General features: G+C 61.6%; 17 protein-coding genes and 1 tRNA gene. 12 read left to right on the forward strand and 6 right to left on the reverse strand.

The window, feature by feature from the left end; translation table 11 throughout:
* Positions 1–3: 3 nt before the first annotated feature.
* From hprK to PQR40_RS08235, 3 genes are all read left to right on the forward strand, one after another.
* Positions 4–972, forward strand: coding sequence for an HPr(Ser) kinase/phosphatase (gene hprK / locus PQR40_RS08225; protein WP_007179412.1), 969 nt, complete (start codon positions 4–6; stop codon positions 970–972).
* 112 nt (positions 973–1084) lie between these two features.
* On the forward strand, positions 1085–1978 hold the full coding sequence (gene rapZ, locus PQR40_RS08230; RefSeq protein WP_408214057.1) for an RNase adapter RapZ: 894 nt from the start codon (positions 1085–1087) through the stop codon (positions 1976–1978).
* Between the two features lie 39 nt (positions 1979–2017).
* Positions 2018–2647: an LON peptidase substrate-binding domain-containing protein gene (locus PQR40_RS08235; protein WP_408508752.1), complete on the forward strand. Its 630-nt coding sequence runs from the start codon at positions 2018–2020 to the stop codon at positions 2645–2647.
* A 28-nt stretch (positions 2648–2675) separates the two neighbouring features.
* Here PQR40_RS08235 and mutY read toward each other — a convergent pair whose 3' ends face one another.
* Together mutY and mutM are read right to left on the reverse strand one after the other, a co-directional pair.
* Complete coding sequence (gene mutY / locus PQR40_RS08240; protein WP_408239624.1) at positions 2676–3737, reverse strand: A/G-specific adenine glycosylase; 1062 nt, start codon at positions 3735–3737, stop codon at positions 2676–2678.
* 61 nt (positions 3738–3798) lie between these two features.
* The gene (mutM, locus tag PQR40_RS08245) at positions 3799–4629 is read right to left on the reverse strand and encodes a bifunctional DNA-formamidopyrimidine glycosylase/DNA-(apurinic or apyrimidinic site) lyase (protein WP_408508753.1); all 831 of its coding nucleotides are present in this window, start codon (positions 4627–4629) and stop codon (positions 3799–3801) included.
* An 87-nt stretch (positions 4630–4716) separates the two neighbouring features.
* Between mutM and PQR40_RS08250 the strand changes: the two genes are divergently transcribed.
* The 8 genes from PQR40_RS08250 (at position 4717) to hisC (ending at position 11956) form a co-directional block, all read left to right on the forward strand.
* The gene (locus tag PQR40_RS08250; RefSeq protein ID WP_408239619.1) at positions 4717–6558 is read left to right on the forward strand and encodes a tetratricopeptide repeat protein; all 1842 of its coding nucleotides are present in this window, start codon (positions 4717–4719) and stop codon (positions 6556–6558) included.
* Positions 6558–7190, forward strand: a complete 633-nt coding sequence (gene lolB / locus PQR40_RS08255; RefSeq protein ID WP_408239616.1) for a lipoprotein insertase outer membrane protein LolB — start codon at positions 6558–6560, stop codon at positions 7188–7190. Before PQR40_RS08250 ends, lolB begins: the two co-directional genes overlap by 1 nt.
* 65 nt (positions 7191–7255) lie before the next feature.
* Positions 7256–8137, forward strand: a complete 882-nt coding sequence (gene ispE / locus PQR40_RS08260; protein WP_408388200.1) for a 4-(cytidine 5'-diphospho)-2-C-methyl-D-erythritol kinase — start codon at positions 7256–7258, stop codon at positions 8135–8137.
* Between the two features lie 50 nt (positions 8138–8187).
* A tRNA-Gln gene (locus tag PQR40_RS08265) sits at positions 8188–8264 on the forward strand.
* A gap of 45 nt (positions 8265–8309) precedes the next feature.
* Positions 8310–9266, forward strand: a complete 957-nt coding sequence (locus PQR40_RS08270; RefSeq protein WP_006048037.1) for a ribose-phosphate pyrophosphokinase — start codon at positions 8310–8312, stop codon at positions 9264–9266.
* Positions 9267–9430: 164 nt separating this feature from the next.
* Positions 9431–10057: a 50S ribosomal protein L25/general stress protein Ctc gene (locus PQR40_RS08275; RefSeq protein WP_408508754.1), complete on the forward strand. Its 627-nt coding sequence runs from the start codon at positions 9431–9433 to the stop codon at positions 10055–10057.
* A 142-nt stretch (positions 10058–10199) separates the two neighbouring features.
* Positions 10200–10802 carry an aminoacyl-tRNA hydrolase gene (gene pth / locus PQR40_RS08280; RefSeq protein WP_091796808.1) on the forward strand — a complete coding sequence of 201 codons (603 nt, stop codon included), beginning with the start codon at positions 10200–10202 and terminating at the stop codon, positions 10800–10802.
* Between the two features lie 74 nt (positions 10803–10876).
* A complete protein-coding gene (hisC, locus tag PQR40_RS08285) occupies positions 10877–11956 on the forward strand; it encodes a histidinol-phosphate transaminase (protein ID WP_408508755.1) in 1080 nt (359 codons plus the stop codon).
* 100 nt (positions 11957–12056) lie between these two features.
* On the opposite strand, the gene PQR40_RS08290 is transcribed toward hisC, so the two are convergent.
* From PQR40_RS08290 to rsmD, 3 genes are all read right to left on the reverse strand, one after another.
* Entirely contained in the window at positions 12057–12314 is a 258-nt protein-coding gene (locus PQR40_RS08290) for a YfhL family 4Fe-4S dicluster ferredoxin (RefSeq protein WP_325044733.1), read from the reverse strand.
* A 63-nt stretch (positions 12315–12377) separates the two neighbouring features.
* The gene (gene coaD / locus PQR40_RS08295) at positions 12378–12893 is read right to left on the reverse strand and encodes a pantetheine-phosphate adenylyltransferase (protein WP_408231932.1); all 516 of its coding nucleotides are present in this window, start codon (positions 12891–12893) and stop codon (positions 12378–12380) included.
* 112 nt (positions 12894–13005) lie between these two features.
* Positions 13006–13620 carry a 16S rRNA (guanine(966)-N(2))-methyltransferase RsmD gene (gene rsmD, locus PQR40_RS08300; RefSeq protein ID WP_408339541.1) on the reverse strand — a complete coding sequence of 205 codons (615 nt, stop codon included), beginning with the start codon at positions 13618–13620 and terminating at the stop codon, positions 13006–13008.
* A 241-nt stretch (positions 13621–13861) separates the two neighbouring features.
* Between rsmD and ftsY the strand changes: the two genes are divergently transcribed.
* On the forward strand, positions 13862–15028 hold the full coding sequence (gene ftsY, locus PQR40_RS08305; RefSeq protein ID WP_408508756.1) for a signal recognition particle-docking protein FtsY: 1167 nt from the start codon (positions 13862–13864) through the stop codon (positions 15026–15028).
* A gap of 80 nt (positions 15029–15108) precedes the next feature.
* On the opposite strand, the gene maiA is transcribed toward ftsY, so the two are convergent.
* Positions 15109–15753 (reverse strand): maleylacetoacetate isomerase, encoded by a 645-nt coding sequence (gene maiA, locus PQR40_RS08310; RefSeq protein ID WP_408231923.1) that lies wholly within the window; start codon positions 15751–15753, stop codon positions 15109–15111.
* Positions 15754–15777 lie beyond the last annotated feature (24 nt).

Raw genomic sequence — 15777 nt, forward strand, 5'->3', positions numbered from 1 at the left:
CTCATGGATACGTCCAGCATCAACGCCCAGAGCATTTTCGACGACAACGCCGCCACGCTGAAACTGAGCTGGCTGACGGGGCATGAAGGCTGGGAGCGCGGCTTTTCTTCGGAATCGGTCGCCAATGCCACGTCGAGCGCCGATCTCGTCGGCCACTTGAACCTGATCCACCCGAACCGGATTCAGGTGCTCGGCGACGCCGAAATCGACTACTACAAGCGCCAAACCGACGAAGACCGCTCACGCCACATGGCTGAGCTCATCGCGTTGGAACCGCCGTTTCTGGTGGTGGCGGGCGGTGTCGCCGCGCCGCCGGAACTGGTGCTGCGCTGCACGCGCTCGTCCACGCCGCTCTTCACCACGCCCATGTCCGCCGCCGCGGTGATCGACAGCCTGCGCCTCTACATGTCGCGCATTCTCGCGCCGCGCGCCACGCTGCACGGCGTATTTCTCGACATTCTCGGCATGGGCGTGCTGCTCACCGGCGATTCCGGCCTCGGCAAGAGCGAACTTGGGCTGGAATTGATCAGTCGCGGCCACGGCCTCGTCGCCGATGACGCGGTGGATTTCGTACGCCTGGGCCCGGATTTCGTTGAAGGGCGCTGCCCGCCGCTGCTGCAAAACCTGCTCGAAGTGCGTGGTCTCGGCCTGCTCGACATCAAGACGATCTTCGGTGAAACCGCGGTGCGCCGCAAAATGAAGCTGAAGCTGATCGTGCAACTGGTGCGTCGCCCCGACGGCGAGTTCCAACGCTTGCCGCTGGAAAGCCAAACCGTCGACGTGCTCGGCTTGCCAATCAGCAAGGTCACGATTCAGGTGGCGGCTGGCCGCAACCTCGCGGTTCTGGTCGAAGCGGCTGTTCGCAACACGATCCTGCAACTGCGCGGCATCGATACGCTGCGCGACTTCATGGATCGCCAGCGTCTGGCAATGCAGGATCCGGACAGCCAGTTTCCCGGCAAATTAATCTGAGTCCGCGACACCCCGCGGCACAGTGTCACGCCCGCAGCCAACGGCAGGCTGCGGCGGTGGCACACGTACGGGGACCAGATGCTATGATGAACTGTACGGATTTCACGACTCCATGCGCATAATTCTGATCACCGGTATTTCCGGCTCCGGCAAATCAGTTGCCCTGAACGCGCTTGAAGACGCAGGCTATTATTGCGTCGACAATCTACCGCCGCGTTTTTTGCCGCAACTGGCCAACTATCTCGCCGACGACGGCCAGGAACGCCTCGCGGTCGCGATCGACGCGCGCTCGAGTGCTTCGCTCGACGAAATGCCCGCGATGATCCGCGACCTGTCACGCGCCCACGACGTGCGCGTGCTTTTCCTGAACGCAAGTACGCAGTCGCTGATTCAACGCTTCTCCGAAACGCGCCGGCGCCATCCCTTGTCCGGCTCCACCGCGCATGATGCCGACGTCGGCTTGTTGACGTCGCTCGCCGAAGCGATCGAACGCGAACGCGAACTCGTGGCGGGCCTCGCCGAATTCGGCCATCAAATCGACACCAGCAATCTGCGCGCGAACGTGCTGCGTGCGTGGGTCAAACGGTTTATCGAACAGAAAGATGCTGGGCTCGTGCTGATGTTCGAGTCCTTCGGCTTTAAACGCGGCGTACCGCTCGACGCCGATTTTGTTTTCGACGTACGCACGCTGCCGAACCCGTACTACGATCATGAATTGCGGCCGCTCACGGGCCTCGACAAACCGGTAATGGATTTTCTCGATGCGCTGCCGGTCGTGCATGAAATGATCGGCGACATCGAAAAGTTTCTCGTCAAATGGCTGCCGCATTTCCGTGACGACAACCGCAGTTATCTGACGGTCGCGATCGGTTGCACGGGCGGCCAGCACCGCTCGGTGTTCATTGCGGAGACGCTTGCCGCGCGTCTCGCAACTTCGGCAAATGTCATTGTGCGGCACCGCGATGCGCCAGTTCATGCCGGCGAATCATCGAAGTTAGTGGCTTAACCGGCCGCTCCGCGCGGCCTCAACTCGAAGCGTTGCGCCATGCCTTCTACTGTGCTTGCCGATGTGCCGCTGTTTCCGCTGCATACGGTGCTGTTTCCCGGCGGACTGCTGCCGCTGAAAATCTTCGAAGCGCGCTACCTTGATATGGCGCGCGACTGTCTGCGTGAAAAAACGCCGTTCGGTGTGTGTCTGCTGAAAAGCGGCGCAGAAGTGGCGCGCGAAGAAGAGCCTTCGGTGCCCGAAACAATTGGTTGTCTCGCCGAAATCGAAGAGTGCGACGTCGAAGCCTTCGGCATGCTGTTGATTCGAGCGCGCGGCACGCGGCGGTTTCGCCTGCTGTCGCATCGCGTGGAAAGCAGCGGCTTGCTGGTCGGCATGGCCGAACCCCTCGGAGAAGACATACCGCTTGAGGGCAATGAACAACTGGCCAAATTCGGCGCGTGCGCGGAAGTACTTGAGCGGATCATCGCGACGATCCGTGAACGCGACCCGGACAGCTTGCCGTTCGCGGAGCCGTTCAGGCTGGAAGATCCGTCATGGGTGTCGAACCGGCTCGCGGAAGTACTGCCGATCGCCCTTCGTGCAAGGCAAAAACTGATGGAATTGCAGGACGCCGGCGCGCGAATCGACGTGGTTCATCACTATATGCAGCAGCATCAGCTGCTCTGATTTCGACGTGCTTTTTGCCCGGGATCTGCTACAACAGCGAACCGTGCAGACTATTCAACAGTTTGCGCACCGGTGCGGGCACACCGAACGAATCGAGATCGCTTAACGCGACCCACGCCGTGTCCGCATCGCCTAGCGCGGCCAATGCGCCGACACCGCGATCCAGTTCAGCGAGGCGCGGCTCGATATCCAGCTTGAAATGCGTGAAGACGTGCGTAAGCGGCGCGAGCGGCGAGACCGCTCCGTCGCCACCAAACGCGCGCGCACGCTCGGCGAGCGTGGCTTCGTCGGTGGCTTCGGGCAGGCTCCACAAGCCGCCCCAGATACCCGAAGGCGGACGCTTTTCCAGCATCACGGCGTTACCATCGCGCAGCACCAGCATCCATGTGCGGCGCGTCGGCACAGCTTTCTTCGGCCGTGCGGCGGGCAGTTCACGCTGACGCCCCGTGACGTTCGCCACGCAGTCGACGGCGAACGGGCAGCGCAGGCAGTCCGGCTTGCCGCGCACACACAACGTTGCACCGAGGTCCATCAGGCCTTGCGTGTACGCGCTGACACCGTCGTCCGATACGTTCGACGGCAGCAGCGATTCCGCCAGCGTCCACATCGCGTTCTCGACTTTCTTTTCACCCGGAAAGCCTTCGACGCCGAATACACGCGCCAACACGCGCTTCACGTTGCCATCGAGAATCGTGGCGCGCGCGCCGAACGCGAATGAGGCGATCGCCGCCGCCGTCGAGCGGCCGATGCCAGGCAATTCAGCGAGTTCGTCCGCCGAGGCGGGAAATGCGCCGCCATGCTGCTCGACCACCACCTGCGCGCAGCGGTGCAGATTGCGTGCGCGCGAGTAATAGCCGAGGCCTGCCCACAACGCCATCACATCGTCTGCCGGCGCGGCGGCGAGCGAGGCAACATCCGGGCAACGTGCAAGAAACTTTGCGTAGTACGGAATCACCGTCGATACCTGAGTCTGCTGCAGCATGATTTCCGACAGCCAGATGCGATATGGATCACGCGTGTTCTGCCATGGCAGGTCGTGACGGCCATGCTGGCGCTGCCACGCAATCAGTCGCGCGGAAAAATCGGACATGACCGGGAAAGCAGGCACAGCGGACGGGGCAGATGGGCTTAAACGAGAAGGCATTGAAAAGTTAGCGCTGGCAGGTGGGACAGAAATACGTAGAACGCTGCCCCTGCACGATCTGTTTGATCGACGTTCCACACACGCGGCATGGCAGCCCCGCGCGATCATAGACGAAATAGTCGAGCTGGAAGTAACCACTTTCGCCATCGCTGCCGACGAAATCGCGCAGCGTGCTGCCCCCCTTCTCGATCGCGGCGGCGAGCGTGACGCGCACTGCGTCCGCCAGCAGACCGTAGCGCACGAGCGAGACGCGGCCCGCTGCGGTGGTGGGCCGGATACCGGCGCGAAAGAGGCTTTCGGACGCGTAGATATTACCCACGCCGACCACGATCTCGCCCGCCAGCAACGCCTGCTTCACTGACACCTTGCGCCCACGCGTGAGCCTGTGCATCAACGCGCCGGAGAATGCCGGCGAAAACGGCTCAACACCGAGGCCCGCGAGCAGCGGGTGCTCGAGCACGTCGCCGGCTTCACGCGCGTGCCACAGCACAGCACCAAAGCGCCGCGGATCGCGATAGCGCAAAATGAATTCGTCGAAAATCCAGTCGACGTGATCGTGTTTCGCCGCGGCCGGCGGCTGCGGCAGATGGCGCAGCACACGCAGCGTGCCGGTCATGCCCAGATGCACAATGAACCAGCCGGCGTCGACTTCGAACAGCAGATACTTGCCGCGCCGCTCAACCTTGCGCACCACGCTGCCGCGCAAGGTTTTCGCAAGGTCCGCCGGAATCGGCCAACGCAGCGTGGGCGTACGCACATCGACGCGTTCAACCTTGCGGCCGGACACATACGGTTCGATTCCCCTTCGGGTAACCTCAACTTCTGGCAACTCTGGCATGTCTAACTGGTCTGCAACTTGCGTGAGTGGTTGTGCGCTTATTGTAGCGAGCGCGTTACAATCGTCCGAAACATTGAACGGATTTCCATGAACTTGTCCTTCGTGAAGCTGTTTTCGAAGCGCCCGGCTAGCGCATCCCGCGTGCCGCACGCCGTATCCGCTCGACGCATGCTCGGTGCCGCCGCACTCGCCGTCTGGGCGATGGCCGCCGTGCCCGCGCACGCGCAGGATCCATCGCCAGACTCGGATGACACCTCCGTCACCCTGCCGGACCCGCTCGGCCCGGCGACGGCAGAAGACCAGAAGTCTCTGCCGGGCGTGCCGCTGTCCAGCCAGATCGTATTCCAGGTGCTCGCCGCTGAAGTCGCCCTGCAACGCGACCAGCCGGCACCCGCCTACCAGACCTATCTCGCGCTAGCGCGCGACACGCACGATCCACGCATGGCGCAACGCGCCACGGAGATCGCGCTGGCCGCGCAAAGCCCGTCGGACGCTCTAGCCGCTGCGCAATTGTGGCAGCAGTATGCGCCGGATTCGGAACGCGCGGCGCAACTCGACGCGTCGCTGCTGGTGCTGTCCGGTAAGCCTGACGACGCCGAGCCGATCCTTGCTCGTGAACTCTCGAAAGTGCCCGCGGACAATCGCGGCAGCGCAATTCTGGCCCTGCAGTTGCTGCTCTCACGTGGTCCGAACCGGATCGGCGGCTTGCATGTGTTGCAAGACCTGCTGAAAGACGACCTGAACCGGCCGGAAGCGCAACTGGCCATCGCGCGCCAGCAGCTCGTTTCCGACGACGCGCCGGGCGCGCGGAAGTCGCTCGAGCAGGCGCTCACGCTCAAGCCGGATTATTTGCCGGCCGCGCTGATGCTGTCGCAAATGGGCCCGGAGGAGCGCAAGGAAGGCATTGCGTCGCTCGAAAAGTACGTGCAACAGAATCCGAAATCGCATGACGCGCGTCTCGCGCTCGCGCAGATGTACCTCGCGAGCGACCGTCTGGACGACGCGCAGAAGCAGTTCGAGATCATGCACAAGAACAACGCGGCCGACCTCACGCCGCTGATGGCGCTCGCGCTAATCAAGATCCAGCAGAAGAATTTCAACGAGGCGCAAACTTACCTCACCCAGTATGCGCAGCAAGCCGAAAAAACGCCGGGCGCCGATCCGGGCCAGGCGTATATCTATCTTGCGCAACTCTCGCTCGAGCAGAAGAACGAAGCGGCGGCGGGCGACTGGTTGAACAAGGTTTCGCCGTCGAGCCAGCAATACGTGCCGGCGCAGATCACGCGTGCGCAATTGCTCGCCAAGCAAGGCAAGTCTGAAGACGCGCGCAAGCTGCTGGCCGGCTTGCAGGCACCCGATCCGCGCGACCAGGCGCTGATTGCACGCACCGACGCGGCCATTCTGTTCGACGCGAAACGCTACCCGGAGGCGGAAACACGCTTGCAACAAGCAACCGCGAATTTCCCGGACGATCCCGATCTGACCTACGACTACGCCATGGCCGCCGAAAAGACCGGCCATTACGATGTCATGGAAGCGCAACTGCGCAAGCTGATTCAGACGCAGCCCGACAACCCGCAGGCATACAACGCGCTCGGCTATTCGCTGGCCGATCGTAATCAGCGCCTGCCGGAAGCGGACAAGCTGGTCGAGAAGGCCTCGTCGCTGGCGCCGAACGACGCCTTCATCATGGACAGCGTGGGCTGGGTCAAGTACCGGATGGGCGATACGTCGGACGCAATCAAGCTGCTGCGCAAAGCTTACGATCTCCAGCCGAACGCCGAAATCGGCGCGCACCTCGGGGAAGTGTTGTGGAAAACCGGAGCGCAGGATCAGGCTCGCGCCGCCTTCCGCGACGCGCGCAAGCTCGAACCGGACAACGACACGCTGGTTAAAACGCTGCAACGACTTCAGGTGAACGATCTTTGATGCGTCTTTCCCGCTTGATCTCCTATCCCCGGGTGCCGCGTGGCGCGGCGCTCGGATTCGTAGCGGCGGCGGTTGTCGCGTTGGCCGGTTGTGCATCGGTGAAGCCGCAAGGGCCGTCCACGTCGAACGCGGCGACGTCCGTCACTGCACAGACCACACGCGCTTATCAGGGCCGTTTCGCGATCCAGTACAACGATCAGAACGGCCAGCAGCGCAATGCCTACGGCAACTTCACCTGGCAGGAAACGGGTGACACAGTCACCCTGCAATTGCGCAATCCGCTCGGCCAGACGCTGGCGGTCGTGACTTCGTCGCCGGCTTCGGCCACGCTCGAACTGCCGAACCGTCAACCGCTCACCGCCGACAATGTCTCCACGCTGATGCAGAACGCGCTCGGCTTCTCGCTGCCGGTTGAAGGGCTGCGCTACTGGTTGCAGCCTTCGCCGGCGCCGACTTCGCGCGCCAGGACCGAGAAAGATCCGGAACAGCCCTCGCGTCTGAAGCAGATCACGCAGGACGGCTGGACGATCGATTACCTGGCCTATGCCGACGCGCCGGCCACTGGCGTGAAGCGCTTGAATCTGAGCCGCTCGGAACCGCCGCTCGACATCAAGCTCGTACTGGATCAGTAGTCGCGTCTGTTCGCGCAACCCTTGCCGCTTCTTCGGCGCCGCTATGGCGCATGTAGCCCTGACTCATGATTGAAACCACCGATTCGCTGCGCGATTGCCTCGCGCCAGCGAAACTCAACCTCTTCCTGCACATCACCGGCCGCCGGCCAGATGGCTATCACACGCTGCAAACCGTCTTCCAGTTGCTCGACTGGGGCGACACCCTGCACTTCAAGCGGCGCGACGACGGCCTCATTACGCGCAGCACCGAAATCGCCGACGTGCCGCCGGAGCACGATCTCACCGTACGCGCAGCAGCGCTCCTGAAGGCGCACACGGGTTCGCCCGAGGGCGTCGATATCGAAATCGACAAACGCCTGCCAATGGGTGCGGGCCTCGGCGGGGGCAGCTCCGACGCGGCCACCACGCTGCTCGCGCTGAATCGCCTCTGGAAGCTCGATTTGCCGCGCCTGGAGTTGCAGGCGCTGGCGTTGAAACTCGGCGCGGACGTGCCATTTTTTATTTTTGGGAAAAATGCATTCGCCCAGGGTGTTGGAGAAGCATTAGACGTTGTACAATTGCCGCCGCGTCATTTCCTGGTAGTGACGCCGAGGGTTCACGTTCCGACTGCAGCGATTTTCTCCGAAAAAACGTTGACAAGAGACTCGAAACCCCTCATAATTACGGACTTTCCTGCAGAACTTAGCTGCAACACTGAATGGCCAGAAAGTTTTGGCCGGAATGACATGCAGCAGGTTGTCGTGGGAAAATACGCGGAAGTAGCGCAAGTGCTGCGATGGTTTGAGAACATTGCACCAGCGCGGATGTCTGGATCAGGTGCAAGTGTATTTGCAGCGTTCCGTAGCAAAGCTGAAGCAGAAGCGGCGCAAGCCAAACTGCCCGGCGAATGGAGCAGCGCAGTAACTGCAAGTCTCGATCAGCATCCACTCTTTACTTTCGCGTCATAAGTTTTGCATCGTCGAACGGTCCCTCGTCCGGTGAAGCTCAAAGTTAGTGTAGGGGAGTCGCCAAGTTGGTTAAGGCACCGGATTTTGATTCCGGCATTCGAAGGTTCGACTCCTTCCTCCCCTGCCAAAAATTCTCGCATTTCCCTCGCCCCCAGCCTGAAGTAGGTGCACGATGAGCAGCCATGACGGCCTGATGGTTTTTACTGGCAACGCAAATCCCGCGCTTGCACAGGAAGTCGTCAAAATCCTCGGTATTCCCCTCGGCAAAGCAATGGTTAGCCGTTTCTCGGACGGCGAAATCCAGGTCGAGATTCAGGAAAACGTGCGTGGCAAGGATGTCTTCGTCCTTCAGTCCACCTGCGCGCCGGCGAATGACAATCTGATGGAACTGATGATCATGGTCGATGCGCTCAAGCGCGCATCCGCTGGCCGGATCACCGCAGCCATCCCCTACTTCGGTTATGCCCGTCAAGATCGACGCCCGCGTTCGGCGCGCGTCGCCATCTCGGCGAAGATCGTGGCGAACATGCTGGAAATCGCCGGCGTCGAGCGGATCATTACGATGGATCTGCACGCCGACCAGATTCAAGGCTTCTTCGACATTCCGGTCGATAATATCTACGCTACGCCCGTGCTGCTCGGCGATCTGCGCAAGCAGAACTACGAGAACCTGCTGGTCGTTTCGCCGGACGTCGGCGGCGTGGTGCGTGCCCGTGCATTGGCCAAGCAACTGAATTGCGATCTCGCGATCATCGACAAACGCCGCCCGAAGGCGAACGTTGCCGAAGTGATGAACATCATCGGTGAAGTCGAAGGCCGCACCTGCGTGATCATGGACGACATGGTCGACACCGCCGGCACGCTTTGCAAGGCAGCTCAGGTTTTGAAGGAACGCGGTGCGAAGCAGGTATTCGCTTACGCCACCCACCCGGTTCTGTCGGGCGGTGCAGGCGAGCGTATTGCAGCTTCGGCACTCGACGAACTCGTTGTTACCGATACGATCCCGCTCGGCGAAGAAGCCCGCTCGTGCGCCAAGATCCGTTCGTTGACCAGTGCCGGCCTGCTTGCCGAAACGTTCTCGCGGATTCGCCGCGGTGATTCGGTGATGTCGCTGTTCGCTGAAAGTTAAGTATTTGCGAAGGCGCAACGTGCATTGCAGTACCGCACGCTGCGCTTTTGCACAATTGGCATGAACGAACGAAGGTTCGTGCCATCGCTCTGGGGCCTCAGCCATAACGGCTTGGAGGCCCCGTTTTTACTGCCTGGTCGCGGGCAGTGCATTGGAGATTCAACATGAAAGTAGTCGCTTTCGAGCGTTCCCTGCAAGGTACGGGTGCGAGCCGCCGCCTGCGTATCTCGGGCAAGACCCCGGGCATCGTATATGGCGCTGGTGCTGACACGCAATTGGTCGAACTGGACCACAACGCACTGTGGCACGCGCTGAAGAAAGAAGTTTTCCATTCGTCGATCCTCGAACTGGAAGTGGCCGGCAAGTCGCAACAGGTTCTGCTGCGCGACGTGCAATACCACCCGTTCCGTCAGCTCGTGCTGCACGTGGACTTCCAACGTGTCGACGCGAAGAAGAAGCTGCACACCAAGGTGCCGCTGCACTTCATGAACCAGGAAACCAACCCGGCAGTGAAGCTGTCGAGCGCGGTGATCTCGCACGTCCTCAACGAAATCGAAATCGAGTGCCTGCCGTCGGCACTGCCGGAATTCCTCGAAGTCGACCTCGCGACGATCGAAGCTGGTCACTCGTTGCATGCCAAGGACATCGTCCTGCCGGCAGGCGTCGCACTGGTTGCTCACGTTGAAGCAGAAAACCCGGTCGTCGCAGCTGCAACGATCCCGGCTGGCGCAATCGCTGAAGGCGACGCTGCTGCTGCTGCTGCAAGCGAAGGCGAAACGCCGGCTGCTTAAGCTGCACTGAGCGAGCAATCCTCTCGATCCGTTTCAATGAAACGGTCGATGTGACCCGCCGAGGTTCGCCCCGGCGGGTTTTTTTTCGGTTTTTTTCGGCTCGGCTGCGTTCGGCTCCCGGGCCAGACGGACCTACGAAATCATGATCAAGCTGATCGTCGGGCTCGGCAATCCGGGCGCCGAATATACCGCGACGCGCCACAATGCTGGCTTCTGGCTAGTCGATCAATTGGCGCGCGAAGCAGGTACGACGCTGCGCGATGAACGGCGCTTCCACGGTTTCTACGCGAAGGCACGGCTTCACGGCGAAGAAGTGCATCTGCTGGAACCACAAACGTATATGAACCGCTCGGGACAATCGGTCGTAGCGGTGGCGCAGTTCTTCAAGATTCTTCCGGACGAAATTCTGGTCGCACACGACGAACTCGACATGCCGCCCGGCAGCGTCAAGCTGAAGCTAGGCGGAGGCAGCGGCGGCCATAATGGGCTGAAGGACATCACCGCGCATCTTTCATCGCAACAGTATTGGCGGCTGCGAATCGGCATCGGCCATCCGCGCGACCTGATTCCCGAAAGCGCGCGCGCCGGCGCCAAGCCGGACGTCGCCAATTACGTGCTGAAGCCGCCGCGGCGGGAAGAACAGGATGTGATCGACGCGTCGATCGAGCGTGCGCTGGCTGTGATGCCGCAGATCATCAAAGGCGAGCTCGAGCGGGCGATGATGCAGTTGCATCGCAATCCCTGAACGCCCCGCGTCCACACCCACGCACCCGGGTCCGTTTCGCCGTTTCGCCGTTTCGCCATCGACAGGAGATTCGCTTGAGCCGCTACTGGAGTGACATCGTTCACCGTCTGACGCCGTATGTGCCGGGCGAGCAGCCCGTCGCTGCGCATCCGGTGAAGCTGAATACCAACGAGAATCCGTATCCCCCGTCGCCGCGCGTGCTTGAGGCGATCCGGCGAGAACTGGGCGACGCGGGCGAGTCGCTGCGGCGCTATCCCGACCCGACGGCGCGCAAATTGCGCGAAACGGTTGCCGCGTACCACGGCATTCGCCCGGAACAGGTGTTCGCAGGCAACGGCTCGGACGAAGTGCTCGCGCTCACATTTCAGGCCTTGCTGAAACACGATAAACCGCTGCTGTTCCCGGATATCACGTACAGCTTCTACCCAACCTACGCGCGGCTCTTTGAAGTCGGCTATCGGGCCATCGCGCTCGACAACAGCTTCGCCATCCATGTCGACGACTACACAGCACCTAACGGCGGTGTACTGTTCCCCAACCCGAACGCGCCGACTGGACGACCGCTGCCGCTCGCCGATATCGAACGTCTGGTGGCGAGAAACACCGAATCGGTCGTGGTGATCGATGAGGCCTATGTCGATTTCGGCGCCGAATCGGCCATCACGCTGATCGACCGCTATCCCAACCTATTGGTCATTCAAACGGTATCGAAGTCGCGCTCGCTGGCCGGTATGCGCATCGGCCTTGCGTTCGGCAATCCGGAGTTGATCGACGCCCTGAACCGCGTGAAGGACAGCTTCAACTCGTATCCGCTCGACCGGCTGGCGCAAGTCGCGGCCGTCGCGGCATACGAGGACGATGCATGGTTCCGCGACAACTGCGCCAAAGTGATTGCTAGCCGTGAGCGGCTGGCGGCAGGGCTGACGGCACTGGGCTTCGAGGTGGTGCCGTCGGCGGCGAATCTGCTGTTCGCGCGCCACGAAGGCTACGATGCAGCGACGCTCGTGGCACGGCTAAGGGAAAAGGCAATCTTCGTGCGCCACTTCAAGGCGGCGCGAATCGAGCAGCATCTGCGAATCTCGGTCGGCACCGACGCCGAATGCGACATTCTGCTGGATGCACTGCGCGACATCTTCAGCGCTTACATCGGGTGACGATCGGATAACGATCGGGATAACTTCGCGCGCAATACAAAACGGCGCGGCAAAAGAAAACGGCGAGGCAAGCGCCTCGCCGTTTTCTATCATTCAACGCTCACGCGCCCTTCGCAACCTGCAATGCGTGGTACTTCGCCATCAAACCTTCCGCCGTCTCCAGGTGTTCAGGGTCGCGTGGAATGCACTCGACCGGGCAGACCTGAATACACTGAGGTTCATCAAAATGGCCGACACACTCGGTGCATTTCTTCGGGTCGATCACGTAGATTTCCGGGCCCATCGAAATCGCGTCGTTCGGACACTCGGGCTCGCACACGTCGCAATTGATGCACTCGTCGGTAATCATCAAGGCCATACTTCTCTCACTTCGCGCCGGCCAAAGCCAGCTTTGATCCGTCAATCCGACAGTTTACGCCGGTTACGGTTGCCCCGCCGAGACACCGTCATCCGGATCCAGCGCAGCAACCTTCTCCTTCAGCCATTGTTCGACCGACGGGAACACGAACTTGCTGACGTCGCCGCCCAGTTGCGCGATTTCACGCACGATGGTGCCGGAGATGAACTGATATTGATCGGACGGCGTCATAAACATGGTTTCGACGTCCGGCAGCAGATAGCGGTTCATGCCAGCCATCTGGAACTCATATTCGAAGTCCGAGACAGCGCGCAGGCCACGTACGATCACCCGAGCGTTATTGCTGCGGACAAAGTCCTTCAATAGCCCTTTGAAGCTCATCACCTGAACGTTCGGGTAGTGCCCGAGCACTTCATGAGCGATATCGAGACGCTCTTTCAGTGTGAAGAACGGCTTCTTGTTGCGGCTGTCGGCAACACCCACCACCAGCGTGTCAAAAATGCTCGACGCGCGTCGAACGAGGTCTTCGTGACCGCGCGTCAGCGGGTCGAACGTGCCCGGGTACACGGCGACTACCATGAGACTTCTCCTCTCTTCAGACAAAGGGGCACGTCAAAGCGTCCACGCGACGCATTTGGCACCGACCGCACGCGTGACGGTAACCCGCCCGCTGCTTGTTTTGGAACGCGCATTATTCCTTATTTTCGCGCTGCAGCAAATGAAAGTGGACAGCGCCCGCTTTGCCTTGCCGCACGATTTCCCAGCCGGCGAGAGTCTCGTTCCCATCTAGCTCGAGTGCGTCACCTGCTTCTACATACAGAAAGCCTTCAGGGCTCAGCAACGGAACGGCCAGCGCAAGCGCCTTGTCGAGCAGATCGCCACCGAACGGCGGATCGAGGAAAACCACGTCAAACGACCCAGGTGCGAGACTCGCCGCGAGGCGCAAGCCGTCGGCTTCCGCGATTTCGATCGTACGCGCCGACAGGCGTTCCTGGTTCGCACGCAACTGTTTGGCGGCCCGCGCATTGCGCTCGACCATCAACACTCGCGCTGCGCCGCGCGAGGCGGCCTCGAAGCCGAGCGCGCCACTACCGGCGAACAGATCGAGGCAGCGCTGGCCCTCCAGCCGTTGGCCGAGCCAGTTGAACAGCGTTTCGCGGACGCGGTCGGGCGTGGGGCGCAGGCCGTCGAGGTCGAGCACGGGCAACGGCGTGCGCTTCCAGTCGCCGCCGATGATACGGATGGCGTGCGGCTTGCCGCCTTTGGACGAAGCGCCATGGGCGCGTGAAGGAGCAGAACGGGGCATGCAGTTTCGATTACGTTATAGGGGCGCCCGCGACGCCGATGCATGCGGGCTGGAGCGCCAACGTTACCACAGGGGCGCACGGCGTCCAGCCTGGCCGTTCGGCCAATACGACGGGCGGCGGCGCGCCTGATAAAATGTGCGGCTTCCAGCGCCTTGCATCCCGCATCGCAACGCTGCCTGCCGCTCCCACCGGGCCCGTCCCGGCTACGCGCATCGGCGCGCGCTCTCACCATGCCAGATCATGTTCAGCTTTTTCAAACGATTCAAGGGTTCGAAAGAGTCCGATAACGCGCCAGAAGAATCGCAGACGGCGCCAGAAGCCTTGGCGCCTGAACCCGCAGTTGAGGTGCCGGCAGAGCCCGTCGCGCCGTCGGCGCCACGGCCGGCTGCTCCGGTTAGTGCCAATACGCAGCCGGCTACCGCCCAGCCCGCCAATGAGCCGGAACCCGAAGCGCCCGCGCCCGAAACGGTTGAAATCGTCCCCCCGCCCATGCAGGACGCGAGCGCGAAGCGCTCATGGCTGACTCGCCTGAAAACCGGTCTGTCGAAAACGAGCTCGAGCCTGACGGGCATTTTCGTCGGCGCGAAGATTGACGAGGATCTGTACGAAGAACTCGAAACCGCGCTGCTGATGTCGGATGCAGGCGTCGAAGCCACCGAGTTTCTGCTCGAATCGCTGCGCGAGAAAGTGCGCAGCGAGCGCCTCACCGATCCCCAGCAGGTGAAAGCGGCGCTGCGCACGCTGCTGATCGACCTGCTCAAACCACTGGAAAAATCGCTCATGCTCGGCCGCGCGCAACCGCTGGTCATGATGATCGCAGGCGTCAACGGGGCGGGCAAAACCACCAGCATCGGCAAGCTCGCCAAGCATCTGCAAAGCTTTGATCAGTCGGTGCTGCTGGCTGCGGGCGACACCTTCCGCGCCGCCGCGCGCGAGCAACTGGCGATCTGGGGCCAGCGCAACAACGTGACGGTGGTGTCGCAGGAAAGCGGCGACCCGGCGGCCGTAATTTTCGACGCGGTCGGCGCCGCGCGTGCACGCAAGATCGACGTCATGATGGCGGACACGGCCGGCCGCCTGCCGACCCAGCTGCATCTTATGGAAGAGCTGCGCAAGGTGAAGCGCGTGATCGGCAAGGCGCAAGATGGCGCGCCGCATGAGGTGCTGCTGGTGATCGATGCGAACACCGGCCAGAATGCCCTCACGCAAGTGAAAGCCTTCGACGACGCGCTCGGCCTCACCGGCCTGATCGTCACCAAGCTCGACGGCACAGCGAAGGGCGGCATTCTCGCGGCGATTGCGCGTCAGCGCCCGGTCCCGGTGTACTTCATCGGCGTCGGCGAAAAGGTCGAGGACCTTCAGCCGTTCAGCGCAGAAGAGTTTTCGGACGCGTTGCTGGGCGGTTGAACACCGCAGCGGTTGTCGCGGGACAAGCAAAAAGGGTGCTCTTCACTTCCGAGCGCCCTTTTTTCATTCAAATCACAGCATCATTCCGCGTCGGGCTGCGCACCAGGTGCCGCATGAGCAAACGCATCGAGTTGCATCGCATGATCATAGATGCGCTGAATCGTCGGAAACTTCGCTGTGTCGACCTTGAAGCGCTGCGCGTTGAACACCTGAGGAATCAGACATGCGTCGGCCAACGTGGGAGTGTCGCCGAAGCACAGCTTGCCGGTGCGCGGATCGCCCGCCAGATGCGCCTCGAGCGTCGCAAAGCCTGCTTCGATCCAATGCCTGTACCACGCGTCTTTCGCATCGTCGTCGACACGCAGCGTATGTTTCAGGTATTTCAGCACGCGCAGATTGTTGATCGGGTGGATCTCGCACGCCACTTGCAACGCCACCGAGCGCACATACGCGCGGTCGGCCGGCGTGCCGGGCAATAGCGGCGGCTCGGGATGCGTTTCCTCCAGATACTCGATGATCGCGAGCGACTGCGGCATCACTTCGTTGCCGTCGACGAATGTGGGCACGATACCGTCCACATTCACCTTGCGGTACTCGGACTTCAACTGCTCACCGCCATTGCGCACGAGGTGCACCGGCACGTACTCGTACGGCAGATTTTTCACGTTCAGCGCGATGCGCACGCGATAGGACGCCGAGCTACGGAAATAGCTGTAAAGCTTCATGTTGTGTGTCTCCTCCAACCGCGC

This window comes from Paraburkholderia sediminicola, from assembly GCF_046026855.1.
In the GTDB taxonomy this organism is placed as follows: Bacteria; Pseudomonadota; Gammaproteobacteria; order Burkholderiales; family Burkholderiaceae; genus Paraburkholderia; species Paraburkholderia sediminicola_A.

Excerpts from the sequence above, each read along its gene's own strand:
- PQR40_RS08290 (WP_325044733.1), bottom strand. The coding sequence starts at position 12,314 with ATGGCCTTGATGATTACCGACGAGTGCATCAATTGCGACGTGTGCGAG.
- PQR40_RS08275 (WP_408508754.1), top strand. The coding sequence starts at position 9,431 with ATGAAAGTAGTCGCTTTCGAGCGTTCCCTGCAAGGTACGGGTGCGAGC.
- maiA (WP_408231923.1), bottom strand. The coding sequence starts at position 15,753 with ATGAAGCTTTACAGCTATTTCCGTAGCTCGGCGTCCTATCGCGTGCGC.
- ftsY (WP_408508756.1), top strand. The coding sequence starts at position 13,862 with ATGTTCAGCTTTTTCAAACGATTCAAGGGTTCGAAAGAGTCCGATAAC.
- PQR40_RS08235 (WP_408508752.1), top strand. The coding sequence starts at position 2,018 with ATGCCTTCTACTGTGCTTGCCGATGTGCCGCTGTTTCCGCTGCATACG.
- mutM (WP_408508753.1), bottom strand. The coding sequence starts at position 4,629 with ATGCCAGAGTTGCCAGAAGTTGAGGTTACCCGAAGGGGAATCGAACCG.
- lolB (WP_408239616.1), top strand. The coding sequence starts at position 6,558 with ATGCGTCTTTCCCGCTTGATCTCCTATCCCCGGGTGCCGCGTGGCGCG.
- coaD (WP_408231932.1), bottom strand. The coding sequence starts at position 12,893 with ATGGTAGTCGCCGTGTACCCGGGCACGTTCGACCCGCTGACGCGCGGT.
- ispE (WP_408388200.1), top strand. The coding sequence starts at position 7,256 with ATGATTGAAACCACCGATTCGCTGCGCGATTGCCTCGCGCCAGCGAAA.
- PQR40_RS08250 (WP_408239619.1), top strand. The coding sequence starts at position 4,717 with ATGAACTTGTCCTTCGTGAAGCTGTTTTCGAAGCGCCCGGCTAGCGCA.
- rapZ (WP_408214057.1), top strand. The coding sequence starts at position 1,085 with ATGCGCATAATTCTGATCACCGGTATTTCCGGCTCCGGCAAATCAGTT.
- pth (WP_091796808.1), top strand. The coding sequence starts at position 10,200 with ATGATCAAGCTGATCGTCGGGCTCGGCAATCCGGGCGCCGAATATACC.
- hprK (WP_007179412.1), top strand. The coding sequence starts at position 4 with ATGGATACGTCCAGCATCAACGCCCAGAGCATTTTCGACGACAACGCC.
- PQR40_RS08270 (WP_006048037.1), top strand. The coding sequence starts at position 8,310 with ATGAGCAGCCATGACGGCCTGATGGTTTTTACTGGCAACGCAAATCCC.
- mutY (WP_408239624.1), bottom strand. The coding sequence starts at position 3,737 with ATGTCCGATTTTTCCGCGCGACTGATTGCGTGGCAGCGCCAGCATGGC.
- rsmD (WP_408339541.1), bottom strand. The coding sequence starts at position 13,620 with ATGCCCCGTTCTGCTCCTTCACGCGCCCATGGCGCTTCGTCCAAAGGC.